Below are 18,039 nucleotides of genomic sequence, written 5' to 3' on the forward strand. Positions count from 1 at the left end.
CCCATTCGTCCACGGCGCCCACACGGGTCCGCCACATGCGTCCAAGCCCTGGTCGGAGCACGCGTGGCGGGTCCGACGGACCGACTCTGACCGGCTCGGACCGAGTTGGACCGAATTGGACCGACCCGGGAATCCGGTCCGCGTCAGAACTCGCCCGGTGCCCCCAGGCCCGTCAGCGCGCCGACCGGGTCGAGGTCGGGGGTGCCGCGGGGCCACCAGTCGTCGTGGCCCGGCTCGGACTCGTAGGCGTACCACAGGCCGTTCCGGCCGAGGCGGAGCTGGGCGTCGCCGCGCGGGTGGGTGAGGTGGTTGCGCCAGGGGCGGAAGGCGGGAAGGTCGGCGGCCAGCAGCAGCGGCCGGGCCCGGTCGAACCGGCCCGCCGGAGGGTCCCAGGGTTCCTCGAGCACGCTGAGCGCCTCGAACCCGCCCTGCCGCCAGGCCGCGACGGCCCGCGCCAGGTCGGCCGGCGTACGACCGGTCGCGGAGGCGAGCGAGGAGTAGAGGGCTCGGGTGGCGGCGGTGAGACCCGAACCGGGGCGGGCCGCGGCGATACGCACCGCGTCCTGCCAGAGCGTCAGCTCCGCGACGGGATCGCGGCCCGAGGTGAGCAGCGCGTGCGCGCGGGCGGCCGCGTCCGTGGCCAACTGATCCAGCGCGAACGGGTCCGGGCCGCCCGGCGCGCCCGGGTAGGTCGGCGGCTGCTCGGGATGCGCGGGCGGCGGCAGCGGGGCGGGGAGAGGGGGCAGCACGCGCCGCGCGACGGCGTCACGGGCGCGCACGCCGGGCAGCGGTGCCGGCTCCCGCTCCTGGGCGGCACGGGCCGCGCGGGCGGCGTTGCGCCGGGACAGCGCGTCCAGCAGCTCGCGTTCACCACGGCCGCGCAACAGCAGCAGGACGAACGGGTCCTGGTCCAGCAGCCGCGCCATCTGATAGCAGAGCGCGGCCGCGTGCTTGCAGGGGTGGCCGAAGTCGGGGCAGCTGCAGTGCGGTTCGAGTTCGCCGGGGCCGGGGAGCAGGTCGACGCCGCAGTCCGCGAGCGACCTGGGCATCTCCTTGTCGAGCAGTGCGGCGATGTGTCCGGGGCGCTCGGCGGCCGCGTCGAGAAAACGGTCCCAGTCGTCGTCGGCCAGCGTCCGCACCCGCACCTGGACGCGGTACGGCCGCGGGCGGCTGCCGTGCACATACGCGAGCACCAGGCCCGGGGTGACGGTGATGGCGTCGACGTACCCCTGCCCGGCGTACCTCCGCCCGCGCGCCAACCGCGCCGCGTCCAGCGCCCCTTCCTCCAGCGCCCCGACCCAGGCGTTGCCCCACCACGTCTCCGCGAACGCGTCGGCCTCCGGAACCCGCGCGGGGAAGCGCGGGAACGTACGGCGCAACTCACCGTCGCGGCCGGGGGATGCCATGGAACGGGGAAGCCGCTCGGCGGGGACGGCGGCGGCCGGTCTGCCGAACGGGGTGTGGGCGTCGGCCGGCGAGTGGGGAGCGGGGTGAGCCCGGCGCGGCCCGGGCGTTGCCTCGCGGGCGGTCCCGGGGGCGAACTCGGACGGCGTGGGCCGAACGGTCGGGGACTCCGGGTGCGGGGTCTCACCGTGGAGGAACGCCGGGTCGAGGGACCCTGGACGGAGGGGCCCGGAGGCGAAGGAGTCGGTGGCGGAGGAGTCGGTGGCAGAGGGCTCGGGGTCGAGAGATCCCGAGGTGAAGGAGTCGGTGGCCGCCCCTGTGTCGCGCTCGGCCGCGGGGTGCGCGGGTTCCCCATGGCCCCGGTCACGAATGGCCTCACCGGTGGCGTCGGCCGGGTGCGCCGCTCCGGTGTCGGCGGGATGCGCCGGGTGTCCGGTGACGGCGGCCACGTCGGGGGGCAGCTGGAAGGCACCCGCGAGCAGATCGCGCAGTTCCCGCGCCCGGGATTCCCGGTCCGTGTTCGCGGGGTCGACGGGACTCCGTCGCCCCCGGGAGCCGGTCGACGACGTCCTGGCGGACCGGCGCCGTGGGCCGACTCCCTTGCCCGCGGCTTCTGTTGCTCCTCCCCCGTCGCCCTCCTTCCCCTCCGTCCCCTCCGTCCGAACTCGCCTCGCCTCGTCCCGCGCGGCGCGCAACGCCTCGCGGGCGATGTCACCAGGGCGTGCGCCTCCCGCGGTCCCCGCGCCGGAACGCCCGGCCGACGGGTGCTCCGTCACTTCCGCAGGCTCCGTCGAGATCTCGGCGGAGCGGGCGGGGCGCTGACCCGAGCCGGCCTCGGCGGCACCGTCGGACACGGGAAGCGGCACATCGCCCACGTCACGCACATCGCCCACGCGAGCACCGGCATCGGTCCCGGGGGCGGGGTCGGTCTCGGGGTCGGAATCCGCGTCGGAGTCGGTGGCCGCATCCGGGTACGCGTCCGAACCCGCACTCTCCCCGACCCGGACGCCGGTCCCCTCCGCGGCACCGGCACCGGCGGCCTTCGCTGCCGCGGTCGCCCGTCGCAGGGCCTCGCGGGCCGCGTCACTCGGCCTGGCTCCCGGAGAGGGCGCCTCCTCGGGCACGGTGGGCGCCGCGGAGGAAGCGGGTGCCGAAGGCCGGGTGGACGAGATGGACGACGTACCGGTGACCGCTTCCCGCGCGGCGCGCGCACCCGCGTGCCCGTCGGCCGCCGGAGTCTCCCGCGCGTCCCGTCCGTCCCTCCCCTCGCGCTCCTTCTCCCGGGCGGCACGCAACGCCCGACGAGCCTCGTCGGCCGGCCGGTCCCCGGTCGCGGGACGCGGCCGACCGGCGCCGTCGGCCCACTCGCCGCTCCCGGCCTCCGAGGCGCGACGCTCCTCCCCCTCGGTGCCGCTCATGTCGGCCTCCGAAGCGATACGAGGTCCGACAGCTCACGGTCGGTCAGTTCCGTCAGGGACGCCTCGCCGGAGCCGAGGATCGCGTCGGCGAGGGCTCGCTTGGCTTCGAGCATCTCGGCGATGCGGTCCTCCACCGTGCCCTCGGTGATGAGGCGGTGGACCTGGACGGGCTGGGTCTGGCCGATGCGGTACGCGCGGTCGGTGGCCTGCTCCTCGACCGCGGGGTTCCACCAGCGGTCGAAGTGCACGACATGGCCCGCGCGGGTGAGGTTCAGGCCGGTGCCGGCGGCCTTGAGGGACAGCACGAGGACCGGGGTCGCCCCGCTCTGGAAGCGGTCCACCATGCGTTCGCGCTCGGCGACCGGTGTGCCGCCGTGCAGGAGCTCGACGGGGACGGCGCGGGCCGTCAGGTGTGCGGTGATGAGGCGGGCCATGCCCACGTACTGCGTGAAGACCAGTGCGGAGCCGTCCTCGGCGAGCAGCGTGTCCAGCAGCTCGTCGAGCAGTGCCAGTTTGCCGGAGCGGGCGGAGGGGCCGTGGGCTGCGGCCTGCGCGTCCTCCTTCAGGAAGAGCGCCGGGTGGTTGCAGATCTGTTTGAGGGAGGTCAGGAGCTTGAGGACCAGTCCCCTGCGGGCGATGCCGTCGGTGGTCTCGATCGCCAGCAGGGATTCGCGGACGACCGCTTCATAGAGCGAGGCCTGTTCGCGGGTCAGCGGGACGGGGTGGTCCGTCTCCGTCTTGGGCGGGAGCTCGGGGACGATTCCGGGGTCGGACTTCTTGCGGCGGAGCAGGAACGGGCGGATCAGCCGGGCCAGTCGGGCCACGGCCTCGTCGTCCTCGCCGTTCTCCACGGCGCGCGCGTGCCGGGCGCGGAAGGACTTGAGGGGGCCGAGCAGCCCCGGGGTCGTCCAGTCCAGCAGGGCCCACAGCTCGGAGAGGTTGTTCTCCACGGGTGTGCCGGTGAGTGCCACGCGCGCGGGGGCCGGGATCGTCCGCAGGGCCTTCGCCGTCGCCGAGTACGGGTTCTTGACGTGCTGTGCTTCGTCGGCGACGACCATGCCCCAGGGCTGGTCGGCGAGGTGGGGGGCGGCCGACCGCATCGTGCCGTACGTGGTGAGGACGAAGCCGCCGTCGAGACCTTCGAGGGTGCGGTCGGGGCCGTGGAAGCGGCGCACCGGGACGCCGGGCGCGAAACGGGTGATCTCCCGCTGCCAGTTGCCGAGGAGCGACGCGGGGCAGATCACCAGGGTCGGTTCGCTGCGGGACCGCCGCAGGTGGAGCGCGATGAGCGTGACGGTCTTGCCGAGTCCCATGTCGTCGGCGAGGCAGCCGCCGAGCCCGAGGGAGGTCATGAGGTCCAGCCAGGCGAGGCCGCGGAGTTGGTAGTCCCGCAGGCGGGCATCCAGGCCGGGGGGCGGCTCGACGGGGGTCACGCCCGCCGTGAGGCGGTCGCGCAGCGCGGCCAGCGCGCCGACCGGCACCGCCTCGACCGTCTCGCCGTCGACCTCGGCGGTTCCGGTGAGCGCGACGGAGAGGGCGTCGACGGGGTCGAGCAGGCCCAGTTCGCGCTTGCGGGCCTTGCGGACGAGCGCCGGGTCGACCAGGACCCACTGGTCGCGCAGCCGGACGACCGGCCGGTGGGACTCGGCCAGGGCATCCATCTCGGCCTCGCTGAGCGGATCTCCGCCGAGGGCCAGCTGCCAGCGGAACTGGAGGAGTTCCTCGCTCTCGAAGAATCCGGTCCCGTCGGTCGCCGACCCCGGCGCGGGGCGCACCACCGCGGCGGCGCTCAGGTCGTGGGCCAGGTCCCGGGGCCAGTGCACGGCGACTCCGGCCGCGCCGAGGCGGGTCGCCGCGACCCCGAGCAGATCCGACAGCTCCTCCTCGGAGAGGGCGAGCACATCGGGCACGTCCTGTCCGGACAGGCGGTCCAGGGGTGGCCAGACCCGGGCGGCGCGACGGACGGCGAGGGCGGCGTCGACGCGCGCGCGGGGTCCGAAGACCTCGTCGGCGTCGCCGGCCCACAGGGCGGCGGCGTCGACGACGAGGGTGGGGTCGGCGAGGCTGTGCACCTGGACGACGGCGGCGCCCGCGCGGCGCGCTCCCTCACCGTCGTCGAAGAGCTGGTGGGCGGACAGGTCCAGGCGCAGCGAGATCCGTACGCCCGCGTCCATGCCCGCGGCGACCTCGGCGGCCCAGTCGTGGGCGCCGGCCAGCCGCTGCGGCTCACGCGCCGCGAAGGGGCTGCCGGAGGTGTACGGCGCGGCCGGGGTGCGCGGCAGTGTGTCGGCGACCGCGTCCAGGAAGGAGCGCATCAGCGCTTCCGGCTCGGGCAGGCGGACCGGTCCCTTGCCGGGCAGCGGTACGGCGTGTCCTTCGTACGGGAGGGCCGCGGCGACCGACCTCAGGTGGGCGATGTCGTCCTGGTCCAGCGGGCCCGCGCGCCAGGAGTCGAAGCCGTCGGGGGTGAGCCCCGGCAGCAGTCGCCCGCGCGCGACGAGACGCAGCGCGTGCAGCGCGGCGGCGCCCCAGCAGGCGGTGGCGGGATGCGCCGCGGGGTTCCGGCGGGCCCCCGCGAGCAGGGGGAGGGCTTCGCCGACGGAGAGCGTCAGCGCGGGCACGGTGCCCCTGCGGACTCCTGAGCCGTGCGGTCGTACGACCGTCAGTTCGGTGTGCTCGCGCGCGGACGCTCCCGCGCGGTGTGCGGCCGACGGCGCGCCTTCGGGGTGCTCCCCCGTCGGCCCGCTCTCCCCATGCTCCTCGGTGGGCAGTGGGTCGCCCTCCGGGTCCCAGAACGCGATCCGTCCCTCGCGGGGCAGCGGCGCGGGCAGGAAGACGGCGGCGAGCCGCACGGAGGGCGGCTCGCCGGGAAGCGGCCGCGCCGTGAGCTCGCGCGCCGAGGGATCCGTCGCGGACGCGGAGCGTGCCCGTGCCGGGTGCGCCCCGGCGGAAGGAACCCGCTCGGCCACCACGTCCACCCCGTCCCGCATACGCCCGGTCACCTCCCGCCCCTCGGTCGAATCAGTTGTCTTCGACTCTACGGGCGGGGTCTGACAATCGGCTCCCACGGCCGCGCCGCGCGGGCGCGGGCCGTCCGCGGGGCGGGCCGGGACACGTGCGCCTCGGGACGCGACCGGTGCGGGGGCGGGCTACGGGATCGTGCGCGAGACGACGTACACCATGGGGTGTCCGGGCTCGGAGCGGTTCACGACGATGTCCTGGGTGGGCGCGGGGTCCTTCTGCTTGTGGACGAGTCCCCACCAGGGACCGGGTCCCGTGAACTCCCAGCCGACGACCTTCTGGTCGCGGCCGTTGATGGTGACGTCGCCCTTCTCCAGGGCGTCACGGCTGGTGCCGACGTCCGCGAGGAACTTGTCGAGGCCCGCCTCGTTCGTGCCGAACTGGACGTAGAGCCGACTGGTCTTCCAGTTGTTCGTCTCGTAGTACGCGACGTCGGTGGACCTGCCCGGGATGGGCACCTGGTAGAGGCGGCGCTGGACGCGCGAGGGCCAGCCCGAGGTGAGGCCGGTCGCCGAGTACTTCTCCTCCTTGTCCTTGCCGCTGTCGCGGCTCTGGTTGGCGGAGATCACCAGGTAGCCGGCCGGTACGCCGATGAGCAGCACGATGATCAGCAGCGTCAGGGCGCGGCGGCGGACCTTGTGGCGCGGGTCCTCCGGCGGCCGCTGTGGCTCGTCCGGGGGCGACGCCTGGCGTGGCAGCGAGGCCGTCACAGCGACTCCTGGGTGCGACGGGACTCGGCGTAGCGCTCGTACCGTTCGTAGCGCTCCACGCGACGGCGCTTGGCGCGCCGGAAGCGGCGGGCGACCAGGCGCGCGAGGTCCGCGGCGCCGACCATGCCGGCCTCGGGGCCGAGCTGGGCGCGCGCGATCCGTGCCTCGGGGCGGTAGCCGCGGCCCGTGAGGTGCCTGCGGAAGGCCTCGCGCGCGGGGCCGATCAGCAGGTCGTCGGCCGCGCTGACACCGCCGCCGATGACGAAGCAGGAGGGGTCGAGGGCGGCGGCCAGGTTGGCGATGCCGACGCCGAGCCACTGACCGATGTCCTGGAGGAGTTCGACGCACATGGCGTCGCCCTCGCGGGCCAGCTCGGTGATCATCGGGCCGGTGATCTCCCCGATGTTGCCCTTGACGTGCTCGATGATCCCGTACGCCACCGGGGAGTCGGCGGCGGCGAGCTCGCGGGCCTCGCGGACCAGCGCGTTGCCGGAGCTGTACTGCTCCCAGCAGCCGCGGTTGCCGCACGGGCAGCGGTGGCCGCCGGGCACGACCTGCATATGGCCGAACTCGCCGGCGACACCGAACTTGCCGCGCTTGACCTGGCCGTCCTCCAGGATCGCGCCGCCGATGCCGGTACCGAGCGTGATCATCACGAGGTGGTCCTCGCCGCGCCCGGCGCCGAAGCGCCACTCGGCCCAGGCGGCGGCGTTGGCGTCGTTGTCGACCAGGACGGGCACGGCGAGCCGCCCCGCGAGGCGGTCGCGCAGCGGCTCGTTGCGCCAGGACAGGTGGGGGGCGAACAGGATGCGGTTGCGCTCCGCGTCGACCCAGCCGGCCGCGCCGATGCCGACGGCGTGCACGTCGTGCCGGTCGGAGAGGTCCAGCACCAGTTCGACGATGGTGTCCTCGACGACCTTGGGGCTCTTGGACTTGTCCGGCGTCTCGGCGCGGACCTTCTCCAGGATGTTGCCGTCGGCGTCCACGACGCCCGCCATCACCTTCGTGCCGCCGATGTCGATGCCGACGGTGGGGACGCGGGGTGCCGTCAGATGGGAACGGCGCTCGCGTGTCCCCACGGTCCGCAGGACGGTGGCCCGCGCGGAGCCGATGGGGGTGCCCCCCGCTCGAGCGGAGCCGAGAGCTCGGGGGAGCGCGAGGTCGCGGTAGGTGCTCATCGCGCCGATTCTGCCCTACGCCGCACCGGGGCCGCACCGTGGAAGCGCGGGGACGCGCGTGACCCGTGGGCCGCCCGTGGCCGGTCCCGGCCGGTCGCGGGAGCCGTTCGGGTCACGGCACGGCCCTCCTCACACGGCGCGGTTCTCCAGTTCGTGCCGCAGGTCGTCCAGCTCGCTTCCGCCCGCCATCTGGCGCGTCAGCTCGTCCAGCGTGATCCCGTCCCGGGTGTAGCTGCCCGACATGGTTCCGCGCTTCAGCAGGACAAAACGGTCGCCCACCAGGTACGCGTGATGCGGATTGTGGGTGATGAACACGACACCCAGTCCGGCGTCCCGTGCGGCGGCCACATATTTGAGGACCACGCCGGACTGCTTCACGCCGAGGGCGGCGGTGGGCTCGTCGAGGACCAGGGCCTTGGCGCCGAAATGGACGGCACGGGCGATCGCCACGCACTGCCGCTCTCCTCCGGAGAGGGTGCCGATCGGCTGGTCGACGTCACGGAGGTCGATACCCATGCGCAGGAGTTCCGCGTGGGTCGTCCGCCGCATGAGGTCGACGTCCAGGTGCTTGAACGGACCGAATCCCTTCCGCGGCTCGGAGCCGAGGAAGAAGTTCCGCCAGACCGGCATCAGCGGGACGACGGCGAGGTCCTGGTAGACGGTGGCGATGCCTCGGTCCAGGGCCTCGCGCGGGGACGAGAGCCGGGTCTCCTCGCCCTCGACGCGCAGGGTGCCCGCGTCGTGCTGGTGCCGGCCAGCGATGATCTTGATGAGGGTGGACTTGCCCGCGCCGTTGTCACCGAGCACGCAGGTGATCTCCCCGGCGCGGACCTCCAGCGACACCCCTTCGAGGGCGCGGATGTTGCCGTAGTACTTGCTGACGTCGTCGAGCTCGACGAGCGGCGTGCCGTCCGTGGCGGCGGGTTCCTCGGCCATGTGCGTGTCCGTCGTCACTTCGTCGCCTCCGCGCGCTTGCGGACCCAGTGGTTGAGCAGGGTCGCGAGGAGCAGCATCACTCCCAGGAAGAACTTGAACCAGTCCGGGTTCCACTCGGCGAACACGATGCCCTTGCTGACCATGCCGAAGATCAGCGCGCCGACGGCCGCGCCGACCGCGGAGCCGTAGCCGCCGGTGATCAGACAGCCGCCGATGACGGCCGCGATGATGTAGATCAGCTCGTTGCCGACGCCCTCGCCCGACTGCACGACGTCGAACGAGAACAACAGGTGCTGGCCGGAGATCCAGGCGCCGAAGGCGACACCCATGTAGAGGCCGATCTTGGTCCTGTCGACCGGGACGCCGACCGCCCGGGCCGCTTCCTCGCCACCGCCGACGGCGTAGATCCAGTTGCCGACGCGGGTGCGCAGCAGGATCCACGTGGCCACGGCGACCAGGACGAACCACCACAGGATGGTGATCTTGAAGTCGAGGCCGCCGATGGTGATCGTCGAGGCGAAGACGTCCTTGGCGGAGGAGAAGCCCTCCATGTCGGAGATCGACTTGGTGGAGACCGTGCCGCTGATCAGCTTGGTGAAACCGAGGTTCATGCCGGTCAGCATCAGGAAGGTTCCGAGCGTGATGATGAAGCTCGGCGGGTCGGTGCGGGTCAGCATCACACCGTTGAAGACGCCGATCGCGAGGGTGACGAAGAACGAGACGACCACGCCGACCCAGACGTTCGCCGTCATCTGGTAGCTGAACATCGACGAGATCAGCGCGGAGCTGGTCACCATGACGCCCGCGGAGAGGTCGAACTCGCCGCCGATCATCAGCAGCGCGACCGGGACGGCCATGATGCCGATGACCGACGCCGCGTACAGGACGGTGCTGAGGCTCGCGGTCCGTACGAAGCTGTCCGCGAAGATCGAGAAGAAGAGGAAGACCGCGACCGCGCCGACCACGGAGCCGAGCTCGGGGCGGCTCATCAGCTTGCGCAGGGGCGAGGTCTTCAGGAGCCGTTCGTCGGTCCCGGGGCCCGGCGTCGGCGCGGGTGCCGTGGCGGTCATCGGGTCCCCCGGTCCGCGTACTGCTCCAGCTCGGAGGCCTGGTCCTTGGTGATGATCTGCGGTCCGGTGAGGACGGGCCGGCCCCCGCCGAGGACGTCCGCGTTGTACTTGTAGAGCCAGAGCAGGTCCACGGCCTCGTAGCCCTGGAGGTAGGGCTGCTGGTCGACGGCGAAGCCGAGGGTGCCGTCCTTGAGCCCGGCGGCCACCTTGGCGTTCAGGTCGAAGGTGTCGATCTCGGCCTTGCTGCCCGCGTCCGCCTTGGCCTTGACCGCGGTGTCCGCGAACGGCGCGCCGAGCGTGACGACCGAGTCGATGGACCCGTCGGCCTGGAGCTTGGCGCCGATGGACGACTGCACGTCGGGCATGCTGGTGCCCTGGACGTAGAGGTTCTGCACGGTGCCGTCGAACGTCTTCCTGACGCCGGCGCAGCGCTGCTCGTGGCCGACGTTGCCCTGCTCGTGCAGGACGCACAGGGCCTTCTTGCGGCCCCGCTTGTTCAGCTCCTCGCCGACCGCCTCACCGGCGATCGTCTCGTCCTGGCCGATGTGGGTGAGCGCGCCGAAGGCCTTCGACTCCTCGGAGCCGGAGTTCACCGTGATCACCGGGATGCCGGCCTCGCGGGCACGCGCGACGGCGGCCTTCATCGCGTCGGGCTTGGCCAGCGAGACGATGATGCCGTCGACCTTCTTGTCGACCGCGGCGTCCACGAGCTGTGCCTGCTGCTGCGCCTCGTCGTCGTGCGAGTACAGGAAGTTGATGTTGTCCTTGTCGGCGGCCTGCTGGGCGCCCTTCTGCACGATGTCCCAGAAGGTGTCGCCATCGCCCGAGTGGGTGATCATCGCGAAGGTCCACCTGGGGGTGTCCACCGCGGCCCTGCCATGGGCCTCCGCCGCCTTGCGGGCGTCCTCGGCCCGCTTCCCGCCGGTGCTGCTGCATCCCGCGAGGGACACCGTCAGCGCTCCTGCCAGCGCGATGGTCACCCAGGTCCGAGTCCGTGCCACGAGGCCTTGCCCTTCTTGCCGTGCTCCTTGGTGTGCCGGGCCAAGCGGACCGGCCCGGGGGCCCTTCCGCGGGCCCTTCGGGGCCGGTGTCGAACCGGCCCAAACGACCAAGTATCGATCACGGGGATCATCCACCCGACCGGCGGGTCCCGCGCGCGATGCGCTTCAGGGGCGTGGCGGGGCCACTCACGTGGTGTCGACGGGGGCGCTCGGAGGCCTGCGCACGAGCCCGTCAGGATCCGGGGAACCGCCCGCCGCGCCGGTCGCCGTCCGCGGCACGGCGCTCGCCGGGCGAGCGGGTCACGGCCGTACGAGGAGCTGGAACTCGAAGGAGTAGCGCGAGGCGCGGTAGATGTGGGAGCCGAACTCGACGGCGCGGCCGGTGTCGTCGAAGGTGGTGCGCTGCATGGTGAGGAGGGGAGCCCCGGCCGGTTCGCCGAGCCGTTCGCCCTCCTCCGCGCTCGCCGCGCGGGCACCGACGGACTGGCGGGCGCTGTGCAGGGTGATCCCGGCGCCGCGCATCAGCCGGTACAGGCCGGTGGTCTCCATCCGGTCGCTGTCGAGCTCCAGCAGGCCGGGGGGCAGGAAGTTGCAGAGGTACGCCATCGGCTCACCGTGCGCGAGACGGAGCCGCTCGACACGGTGGACCTCGCTGTCCTCGGCCACCCCGAGGGCGGCGGCGATCTCGGTGGACGCCGGTTCGACGGTGTTGACGACCACCTGGGTCGCGGGGCGCTGGCCCGCCGATTCCAGGTCGTCGTAGAGGCTGCTGAGTTCCAGGGGGCGCTTGACCTGGCTGTGCACGACCTGGGTGCCGACGCCGCGGCGCCGTACGAGCAGGCCCTTGTCGACGAGGGACTGGATGGCCTGGCGGACCGTGGGGCGGGACAGGCCGAGCCGCGCGGCGAGCTCGATCTCGTTGCCGAGCAGGCTGCCCGGGGTCAGTGCTCCGTGCTCGATGGCGGCCTCGAGTTGCTGCGACAGCTGGAAGTACAGCGGGACCGGGCTGCTGCGGTCGACGCTGAGCTGGAGCGACACGGTCGGATCCACATCTGGTTTGGGCACGGCCCGAGCGTAGCTCCGGGAGATGTTGACGGGAAGTTGTGAAGTTCGATTGTCCGGACAAAGCATTGACAGCACGGCGGGTCGGCCCTCACTTTGTTCCCATGCGCATCGGACTCATCGGAGCGGGTCGTATCGGTACATTTCATGCGACCACTCTCAGCCGTCACCGTGAGGTCGGCGGCTCCCTCATCGTCACGGACGCGGACCCCGCACGGGCTCAGCGACTGGCGGACCGGCTGGGCGCGACAGCGGCGCCCAGCGTGAACGAGATCTTCACCTGGGGCGTGGACGCGGTGGTCATCACCGCCGCCACCTCGGCCCACGCCGAACTGATCGGTCGGGCAGCACGCTCCGGGCTCCCGGTCTTCTGCGAGAAGCCCATAGCGCTCGATCTGGCGGGCACGCTGGCCGCGCTCGCCGAGGTGGACGCCGCCGGAACGGTTCTGCAGATGGGATTCCAGCGCCGCTTCGACGTGGGCTACACGGTCGCCCGCGAGGCAGTGCGGTCGGGCCGGCTCGGCCGGCTGCACACCGTACGCGCGATGACGTCCGACCAGTCGCCGCCCCCGGCCGAATACCTCCCGCTCTCCGGAGGGCTCTACCGCGACTGCCTGATCCACGACTTCGACATGCTGCGCTGGGTCACCGGCCGCGAGGTCGTCCAGGTCTACGCGGCCGGCTCCGACGCCGGACCCGCGATGTTCCGCGAGGCGGGCGACATCGACACCGGCGCGGCCGTCCTCACCTTCGACGACGGCATGCTCGCGACGGCGACGGCCACCCGGGTGAACGGCGCGGGCTACGACGTCCGCATGGAGCTCTCCGGCGAACTGGACCAGATCACCGTCGGCCTGGACGACCGTACGCCGATCGCCTCGACCGAACCCGCCGGACCGCCGCCCGCGGACAAGCCGTGGACGGGCTTCCTGGAACGCTTCGGCCCCGCGTACGAGGCGGAGCTCGCCGCCTTCGTCGAGGTGGTCCGCGGCGAACGCCCGAACCCCTGCGACGGCCGCGAGGCACTGGAGGCGCTGCGCATCGCCGAGGCCTGCGAGCTGTCGCGGCGCGAGCGACGCGCGGTCTCACCGGCGGAGATCCCGGGCGGCCGGGACTGACGGGCGCACATCGCGCCCCGAACCCGGCCGTCCGCCGGTTCACGAGCCCCCGGCGGCCGTGCGGTCGCTCAGCCGAGCAGCCGCACGGCCGGGCTCTCCCGGTCGACGCCGAGCAGCCGGTCGCAGTGCTCGCACGTCAGCCGGTACGGCCGCACCAGGTTGGTCTGGATGCTGCCGGTGCCCGACTCCTTCGCGTCCGGACAGTAATAGGCGAGGCGCAGCCGCACCCAGGGGTGACTGGTGGGCGCGGCGGCCTTGATGCCGTCGCGGGTGTCGGTGAAGGGAGCCCACCAGAAGTCGATCAGCGCCCGGACCGCCAGCCGCTCCGGGCCACTGGTCGTGTCGAACCCCGCGAGCCTGGCGGCGGTGTGGTGGCGCTTGAATCCGCTGCGGCTTCCGGAGCACAGCGCCTGCTCGGCCCCGCGGTCGAACACCGTCGTCCGCCCGGTCCGCTCACAGACGAAGCAGTCCAGGCTGAACTCCAACTGGGAGCGCCAGTAGAGCCGGTGGGAGTCCTCCAGGCCGGTCAGCTCCGCGGTGATCTCCGCCGTACGCAGCACGGTCGACGCTCCTCACGCGGCACCGGGCCGCTCACCAGCGCACCGGCATACGGCGCACGCCTCGCATCAGCATGCCGGGCAGCCATCCGCTCGGCGGTCCGTCGAGCGCCAGGTCCGGGCACCGCTCCAGCAGGGAGCGGAGCGCCACGCGGGCTTCGATCCGGGCCAGCGGCGCGCCCAGACAGTAATGGATGCCGTGCCCGAAGGCGAGATGTCCGCGGGCCTCGCGCCGGATGTCGAAGCGGTCGGGCGCCGGATAGCGCACCCCGTCGCGGTCCGCCGCGGTGAGACCGATCATCACCGCTTCACCGGAGGCGATCGCCGTGCCGCCGATGTCGAGCGGCTCCGCGGCATACCGGAAGGTCGCGTTCTCCACCGGCCCCTCGTAGCGCAGGGTCTCCTCGATGGTGGCGTCGAGGAGCGTCATGTCGGCGCGCAGCGCGGCGAGTTGGTCGGGATGGGCGAGCAGGGCCCGGACCGCTCCGGCGATGAGGTTGACCGTCGTCTCGTGTCCGGCGATCAGGAGCACGAACGCCATGCCGCGCAACTCCTGCGGCGAGAGCCGGTCTCCGTCCTCCGCGGTGGTGCGGATGAGGCCGCTGAGCAGGTCGTCCGCGGGACCCGCACTCCGTTTGTCCTCGATCAAGTCGCCCAGATAGGCGGAGAGTTGGACGAAGGCCGCGTGCTCGCTCTCGGCGCTGGTGGGCGCGACCGCCTCCGTGGACATCGCGCGGAAGGCCGCCCGGTCCACCTCGGGCACCCCGAGCAGCTCGCAGATGACCGTCAGCGGGAGCGGATAGGCGAACGTCTCGACGAGGTCGGCGCGTCCGCGCGGGAGCATCGCGTCGAGCAGCTCGTCGGTGATCTCCTGGACCCGCGGGCGCAGCGCCGCCACCCGCCGAGGGGTGAACTCACGCGCGATCAGCGCCCGCAGCCGGGTGTGCCGCGGCGGGTCGGCGACCAGCAGATGTTTGCCGATCAGCTCCTCGTCGAGGAACGTGACCCCGATCTTCTCCGCGTCCTTGGCCAGCCGCGGGTCGGCGAGCGCGGCCCGGGCCTCCTCGTACCCGACGACGAGCCAGGTCTCGTGGCGCGCGTCCGGCGACGGCAGGCGCACCCGGTGCACCGGACCGAGCGCGCGTAACTCGGCGTAGACCGGGTGCGGGTCCTCGGTGAACCGCGCCCCGTACTCCCCCAGATCGATCACGACTCCCCCTCTCGCCCCACCGCTCAACGCGCGAGGGCCGCGATCAGTGCCCGTCCCCCTCCAACAGCCCGGCGTCGTACGCCAACAGGGCGATCTGCACACGGTTGTTGAGATCCAGCTTGGCCAGGATCCGCGAGACGTGCGTCTTGACCGTGGCGACACTCATGAACAGTTCGCCGGCGATCTCCGCGTTCGAACTCCCCCGCCCGACGGCCACGGCGACCTCGCGCTCCCGCTCGTTCAGTACAGCCACCCGTGAACGCGCCCCGGACCTGCGGGTGTCGGGGGCGGAACCCGCGGCGTGTTCCATCAACTGGCGGGTGACGGTGGGCGACAGCACCGGATCTCCGGCCGCGACCCGGCGTACCGCCGCCAGGATCTCCGCGGGCGGGGTGTCCTTGAGGACGAAACCGGCCGCGCCCGCCCGCAGCGCGCGCAGCACCTGGTCGTCGGCGTGAAAGGTCGTCAGGACCACTACCTGGGGCGCCTCTTCGCGCCTGCGGAGCCGCTCGGTGGCCGTCAGTCCGTCGACGTTCGGCATCCTGATGTCCATCAGGACGACGTCGGGCCGGGTGCGGTCGACGAGCGCCTCCACCTCGCCACCGTCCGCGGCCTCACCGACGATCTCGACGTCCTCGGCGCCGCCCATCATGAGGGACAGCCCCGCTCTCACCAAGGGGTCGTCATCGACGAGCAGCACACGAATCGCAGTCATGGCACCCACCTAACCAGCTCCCCAAGCAGTCCATCGCCCCCTCCGCCCCTACCCGACCCACCCCTGGGGCTCCGCCCCAGCCCCCGCTCCTCAAACGCCGGAGGGGCTGAATCTTCACCACGCACGACCCACAGCCGGGATCCGGCGGAAGGGGCCGAATCTTCACCACGCACGACCCGCAGCCGGGATCCGGCGGAAGGGGCCGTGCCGGTACATCCCTATGTCCGTCGCTTACGTTCGGATCGAGCAGCGGCTCCCGTTCAGCACTCACGTCTGATCCAGCGGCGACGGACTGGGATGTACCGGCACGGCCCCGCCCCACCCACCGGACCCGACCCGACCCGACCCGACCCGGAAACGCCAGCGCGAGCGAACCCTCACCGCCCCCACGGCAACCAGGCCCGAACCCGAAACCCCCCGTCCCCCACCGCCCCGTGCTCGAGCCGCCCTCCCGCCAGAGTCGCCCGCTCCGTCAACCCGATCAGCCCCTGCCCGGACCCCGGCACCTTCGGCACCTCGCCCGGCGGCGCGGAATTGGCGACGGTCACGGTCAGCCCGTCCCCGGCAGCCCCCCGCACCGTCACCGTGACCTCCGCCCCGGGCGCGTGCTTGCGGGCATTGGTCAGTCCCTCCTGGGTGATGCGGTACGCGGTGCGGCCGACGGACGCGGGCACGGCGGCCGGGTCGGCGACACGGTTGTCGAGAACGACCTTCGTACCGGCGGAACGCGACTCGGCGACCAGCCCGTCGAGCGCCGCGAGCGTCGGCTGCGGCCGCCCCGCGTCGTCGGAGTCCCCGGCCCGCAGCACCCCGATGATCTCGCGCAGGTCCTGCAGTGCCTCGTGCGCGCTCTCCCGGATGACGCCCGCGGCCCGGGCGACCTCCTCCCGGGGCGCGTCGGGCCGGAACTCCAACGCCCCCGCGTGCACGCTCAGCAACGTGAGCCGGTGCGCGAGCACGTCGTGCATCTCGCGCGCGATCGCCTCCCGGGCCAGCCGCTGCGCCTGCTCGGCCCGCAGCGCCGCCTCGGCCTCGGCCCGTCGCGCCCGGTCCCGCAGACTCAGCATGAGCTGCCGCTTGGACCGGACGAACATGCCCCAGCCGACCAACGCCGAGGTGAGCAGCGCGGTGACAGCGATGGCGGCGGGGTACGGCAGGTCCGGGTCGGGCCGCAGCCAGAAGTACGCCGGGAGCAGCGCCAGCTGGACGCCGGCGACGCAGGCCACGTAGCGGAAGGGCCGGTGCACAGCGAGGGTGAAGAGGGCGACCAGGCCCGCACCGCCCGCCGTGTTCGAGACCAGCCCGACCGGCATCATGGCGACGGCGAGCCCCAGCGGCCACCGGCGCCGCAGCCAGACCGCCGCACAGGCGAGCGCGCCGATCCACTGGTCGGCGACGGCGAGGCCGTGCGGGGTGTTCGGGTCGTCGGTCAGGGTGTTCGCGGCCGCGAGTCCGACGGCGACGGCCAGCAGGAAGAGGCCGAAGTCGACGACCCAGTCGCGCAGCGTGCGCCGCGGCCGTCCGGAACGCCCCGCACGCTCGGCGTCGTGGTCGAGCTCGGCGGCCACGGCGGACGGCAGCAGCCAGCGTCGGCCCGGCAGGGTCGACGCGGGAACGTCACGGGGCTCGGGCGCCGGATTGTCACCACTCACGGTCGACAAATCTACGCAGCCGAACCCGCCGCCACCTCCCCACGAGCACGGTCACCGACCAAAGTCGGCCCACTTCAGACTTTCGTCGGGCCGAGGGCCTGGCACCCCGCGACTTCGGTCGGACAGCCCTCGCCCCGCGGCCGATGTGCCTGGGGGGTCCGCGGGGCGAGGGTCGTCCCATGAAGCAGATTCTGGAGGTGCTCGGATTCGTCGCCCTGGTTCAGGGCGTCCTCGGCCTGGTCCAGGAGATCACGGGCCGACTGCACGGGTGGGGACTCGTGCAGCGGCTCGGTCTCCTCGACGGTTTCGAGATCTACGCGAGCGCCGTACTCCTGGTGCTGGCGTTCGCGCTGTTCGCGGCCGCGGAGACCCAGAAGCCCGGCTGACCTCGGCCCGGACTCCCGGCGACCCCGCCCACCGGCCGATCAGCAACCGAAGTTGATCAGCTTGAACGTGACGTAGTGGTCCGAGGTGTAGTAGTCCTCCAGGGTCTTCTTGCCGGTCACGATGCGACGGGCGCCACGCGTCGAGGATCCGGGCGTCTTGACCGTGTACTCGTGGTAGTACCCGGTGGACTGGGAGGGCAGAACACCCTCCCGGTTCTGGAAGACCGCCCCGTCCTGCGAGTACGGGAAGGGGCCTCCCGAGTCGATCAGATCCAGGGTGTCGTACGCCTGGGACGGCAGCGCGCCGTAGCAGATGCTGCCGACGGCGGTGGCCGCCGCGTTGGCCGGAACCACGGCGGTGCCGCCGACGAGCAGGGCGGACATGAGGGCCACGAGGGCACCGATGCGAGTGGTACGTGGGGGGAATCTCATGGACCTAGGATGACGCGCGTAGAGCATGACATGTCAATGTCAAGGAAGCTGATTTCTCCCGCTAAGTCCGATGATTTATCCGGGAGTTAACCTGTCGCGCGGCGTCCTCACCCGGTCCCCACAAGCACCGGGGCACCACCCACCAGGCTCGTCGCCCGGAACGTTCACC

The 18,039-nt window shown here is 72.7% G+C and carries 15 protein-coding genes; 2 read left to right on the forward strand and 13 right to left on the reverse strand.

Annotation, left to right across the window (positions count from 1 at the left end; all coding sequences use genetic code 11):
• Positions 1-143: 143 nt before the first annotated feature.
• The 8 genes from OOK38_RS02295 to OOK38_RS02330 form a co-directional block, all read right to left on the reverse strand.
• Entirely contained in the window at positions 144-2,180 is a 2,037-nt protein-coding gene (locus OOK38_RS02295; protein ID WP_266765918.1) for an SWIM zinc finger family protein, read from the reverse strand.
• Between the two features lie 638 nt (positions 2,181-2,818).
• Positions 2,819-5,824: a DEAD/DEAH box helicase gene (locus OOK38_RS02300; protein WP_266763761.1), complete on the reverse strand. Its 3,006-nt coding sequence runs from the start codon at positions 5,822-5,824 to the stop codon at positions 2,819-2,821.
• Between the two features lie 147 nt (positions 5,825-5,971).
• Positions 5,972-6,553, reverse strand: a complete 582-nt coding sequence (locus OOK38_RS02305) for a sugar kinase (RefSeq protein WP_266763760.1) — start codon at positions 6,551-6,553, stop codon at positions 5,972-5,974.
• Positions 6,550-7,731 carry an ROK family glucokinase gene (locus OOK38_RS02310; RefSeq protein ID WP_266763759.1) on the reverse strand — a complete coding sequence of 394 codons (1,182 nt, stop codon included), beginning with the start codon at positions 7,729-7,731 and terminating at the stop codon, positions 6,550-6,552. Before OOK38_RS02310 ends, OOK38_RS02305 begins: the two co-directional genes overlap by 4 nt.
• Positions 7,732-7,860: 129 nt before the next feature.
• Positions 7,861-8,667, reverse strand: coding sequence for an ATP-binding cassette domain-containing protein (locus OOK38_RS02315; protein WP_266765917.1), 807 nt, complete (start codon positions 8,665-8,667; stop codon positions 7,861-7,863).
• A gap of 14 nt (positions 8,668-8,681) precedes the next feature.
• Positions 8,682-9,737: an ABC transporter permease gene (locus tag OOK38_RS02320; RefSeq protein ID WP_266763758.1), complete on the reverse strand. Its 1,056-nt coding sequence runs from the start codon at positions 9,735-9,737 to the stop codon at positions 8,682-8,684.
• Complete coding sequence (locus OOK38_RS02325) at positions 9,734-10,738, reverse strand: sugar ABC transporter substrate-binding protein (RefSeq protein ID WP_266763757.1); 1,005 nt, start codon at positions 10,736-10,738, stop codon at positions 9,734-9,736. The genes OOK38_RS02320 and OOK38_RS02325 overlap by 4 nt, the downstream gene beginning before the upstream one ends.
• A gap of 300 nt (positions 10,739-11,038) precedes the next feature.
• Positions 11,039-11,776, reverse strand: coding sequence for a GntR family transcriptional regulator (locus tag OOK38_RS02330; protein WP_266765916.1), 738 nt, complete (start codon positions 11,774-11,776; stop codon positions 11,039-11,041).
• A gap of 128 nt (positions 11,777-11,904) precedes the next feature.
• Here OOK38_RS02330 and OOK38_RS02335 point away from each other — a divergent pair, with 128 nt between their 5' ends.
• Complete coding sequence (locus OOK38_RS02335; RefSeq protein WP_266763756.1) at positions 11,905-12,918, forward strand: Gfo/Idh/MocA family oxidoreductase; 1,014 nt, start codon at positions 11,905-11,907, stop codon at positions 12,916-12,918.
• A 68-nt stretch (positions 12,919-12,986) separates the two neighbouring features.
• On the opposite strand, the gene OOK38_RS02340 is transcribed toward OOK38_RS02335, so the two are convergent.
• The 4 genes from OOK38_RS02340 to OOK38_RS02355 form a co-directional block, all read right to left on the reverse strand.
• Positions 12,987-13,478, reverse strand: coding sequence for a hypothetical protein (locus OOK38_RS02340; protein WP_266763755.1), 492 nt, complete (start codon positions 13,476-13,478; stop codon positions 12,987-12,989).
• 31 nt (positions 13,479-13,509) lie between these two features.
• On the reverse strand, positions 13,510-14,685 hold the full coding sequence (locus OOK38_RS02345) for a cytochrome P450 (protein WP_266763754.1): 1,176 nt from the start codon (positions 14,683-14,685) through the stop codon (positions 13,510-13,512).
• A gap of 43 nt (positions 14,686-14,728) precedes the next feature.
• The gene (locus OOK38_RS02350) at positions 14,729-15,400 is read right to left on the reverse strand and encodes a response regulator transcription factor (RefSeq protein WP_266763753.1); all 672 of its coding nucleotides are present in this window, start codon (positions 15,398-15,400) and stop codon (positions 14,729-14,731) included.
• A 377-nt stretch (positions 15,401-15,777) separates the two neighbouring features.
• Complete coding sequence (locus tag OOK38_RS02355) at positions 15,778-17,052, reverse strand: sensor histidine kinase (RefSeq protein ID WP_266763752.1); 1,275 nt, start codon at positions 17,050-17,052, stop codon at positions 15,778-15,780.
• Positions 17,053-17,231: 179 nt separating this feature from the next.
• Between OOK38_RS02355 and OOK38_RS02360 the strand changes: the two genes are divergently transcribed.
• A complete protein-coding gene (locus OOK38_RS02360) occupies positions 17,232-17,438 on the forward strand; it encodes a hypothetical protein (protein WP_266763751.1) in 207 nt (68 codons plus the stop codon).
• Positions 17,439-17,477: 39 nt separating this feature from the next.
• Here OOK38_RS02360 and OOK38_RS02365 read toward each other — a convergent pair whose 3' ends face one another.
• Positions 17,478-17,870, reverse strand: a complete 393-nt coding sequence (locus OOK38_RS02365; protein WP_266763750.1) for a ribonuclease — start codon at positions 17,868-17,870, stop codon at positions 17,478-17,480.
• Positions 17,871-18,039 lie beyond the last annotated feature (169 nt).

Origin of the sequence: Streptomyces sp. NBC_00568, from assembly GCF_026341855.1 — a bacterium.
In the GTDB taxonomy this organism is placed as follows: domain Bacteria; phylum Actinomycetota; class Actinomycetes; order Streptomycetales; family Streptomycetaceae; genus Streptomyces.

Bases quoted from the DNA above. Each gene is read 5' to 3' on its own strand.
- OOK38_RS02310 (WP_266763759.1), bottom strand. From the start codon at position 7,731: ATGAGCACCTACCGCGACCTCGCGCTCCCCCGAGCTCTCGGCTCCGCT.
- OOK38_RS02365 (WP_266763750.1), bottom strand. From the start codon at position 17,870: ATGAGATTCCCCCCACGTACCACTCGCATCGGTGCCCTCGTGGCCCTC.
- OOK38_RS02335 (WP_266763756.1), top strand. From the start codon at position 11,905: ATGCGCATCGGACTCATCGGAGCGGGTCGTATCGGTACATTTCATGCG.
- OOK38_RS02315 (WP_266765917.1), bottom strand. From the start codon at position 8,667: ATGGCCGAGGAACCCGCCGCCACGGACGGCACGCCGCTCGTCGAGCTC.
- OOK38_RS02320 (WP_266763758.1), bottom strand. From the start codon at position 9,737: ATGACCGCCACGGCACCCGCGCCGACGCCGGGCCCCGGGACCGACGAA.
- OOK38_RS02360 (WP_266763751.1), top strand. From the start codon at position 17,232: ATGAAGCAGATTCTGGAGGTGCTCGGATTCGTCGCCCTGGTTCAGGGC.
- OOK38_RS02350 (WP_266763753.1), bottom strand. From the start codon at position 15,400: ATGACTGCGATTCGTGTGCTGCTCGTCGATGACGACCCCTTGGTGAGA.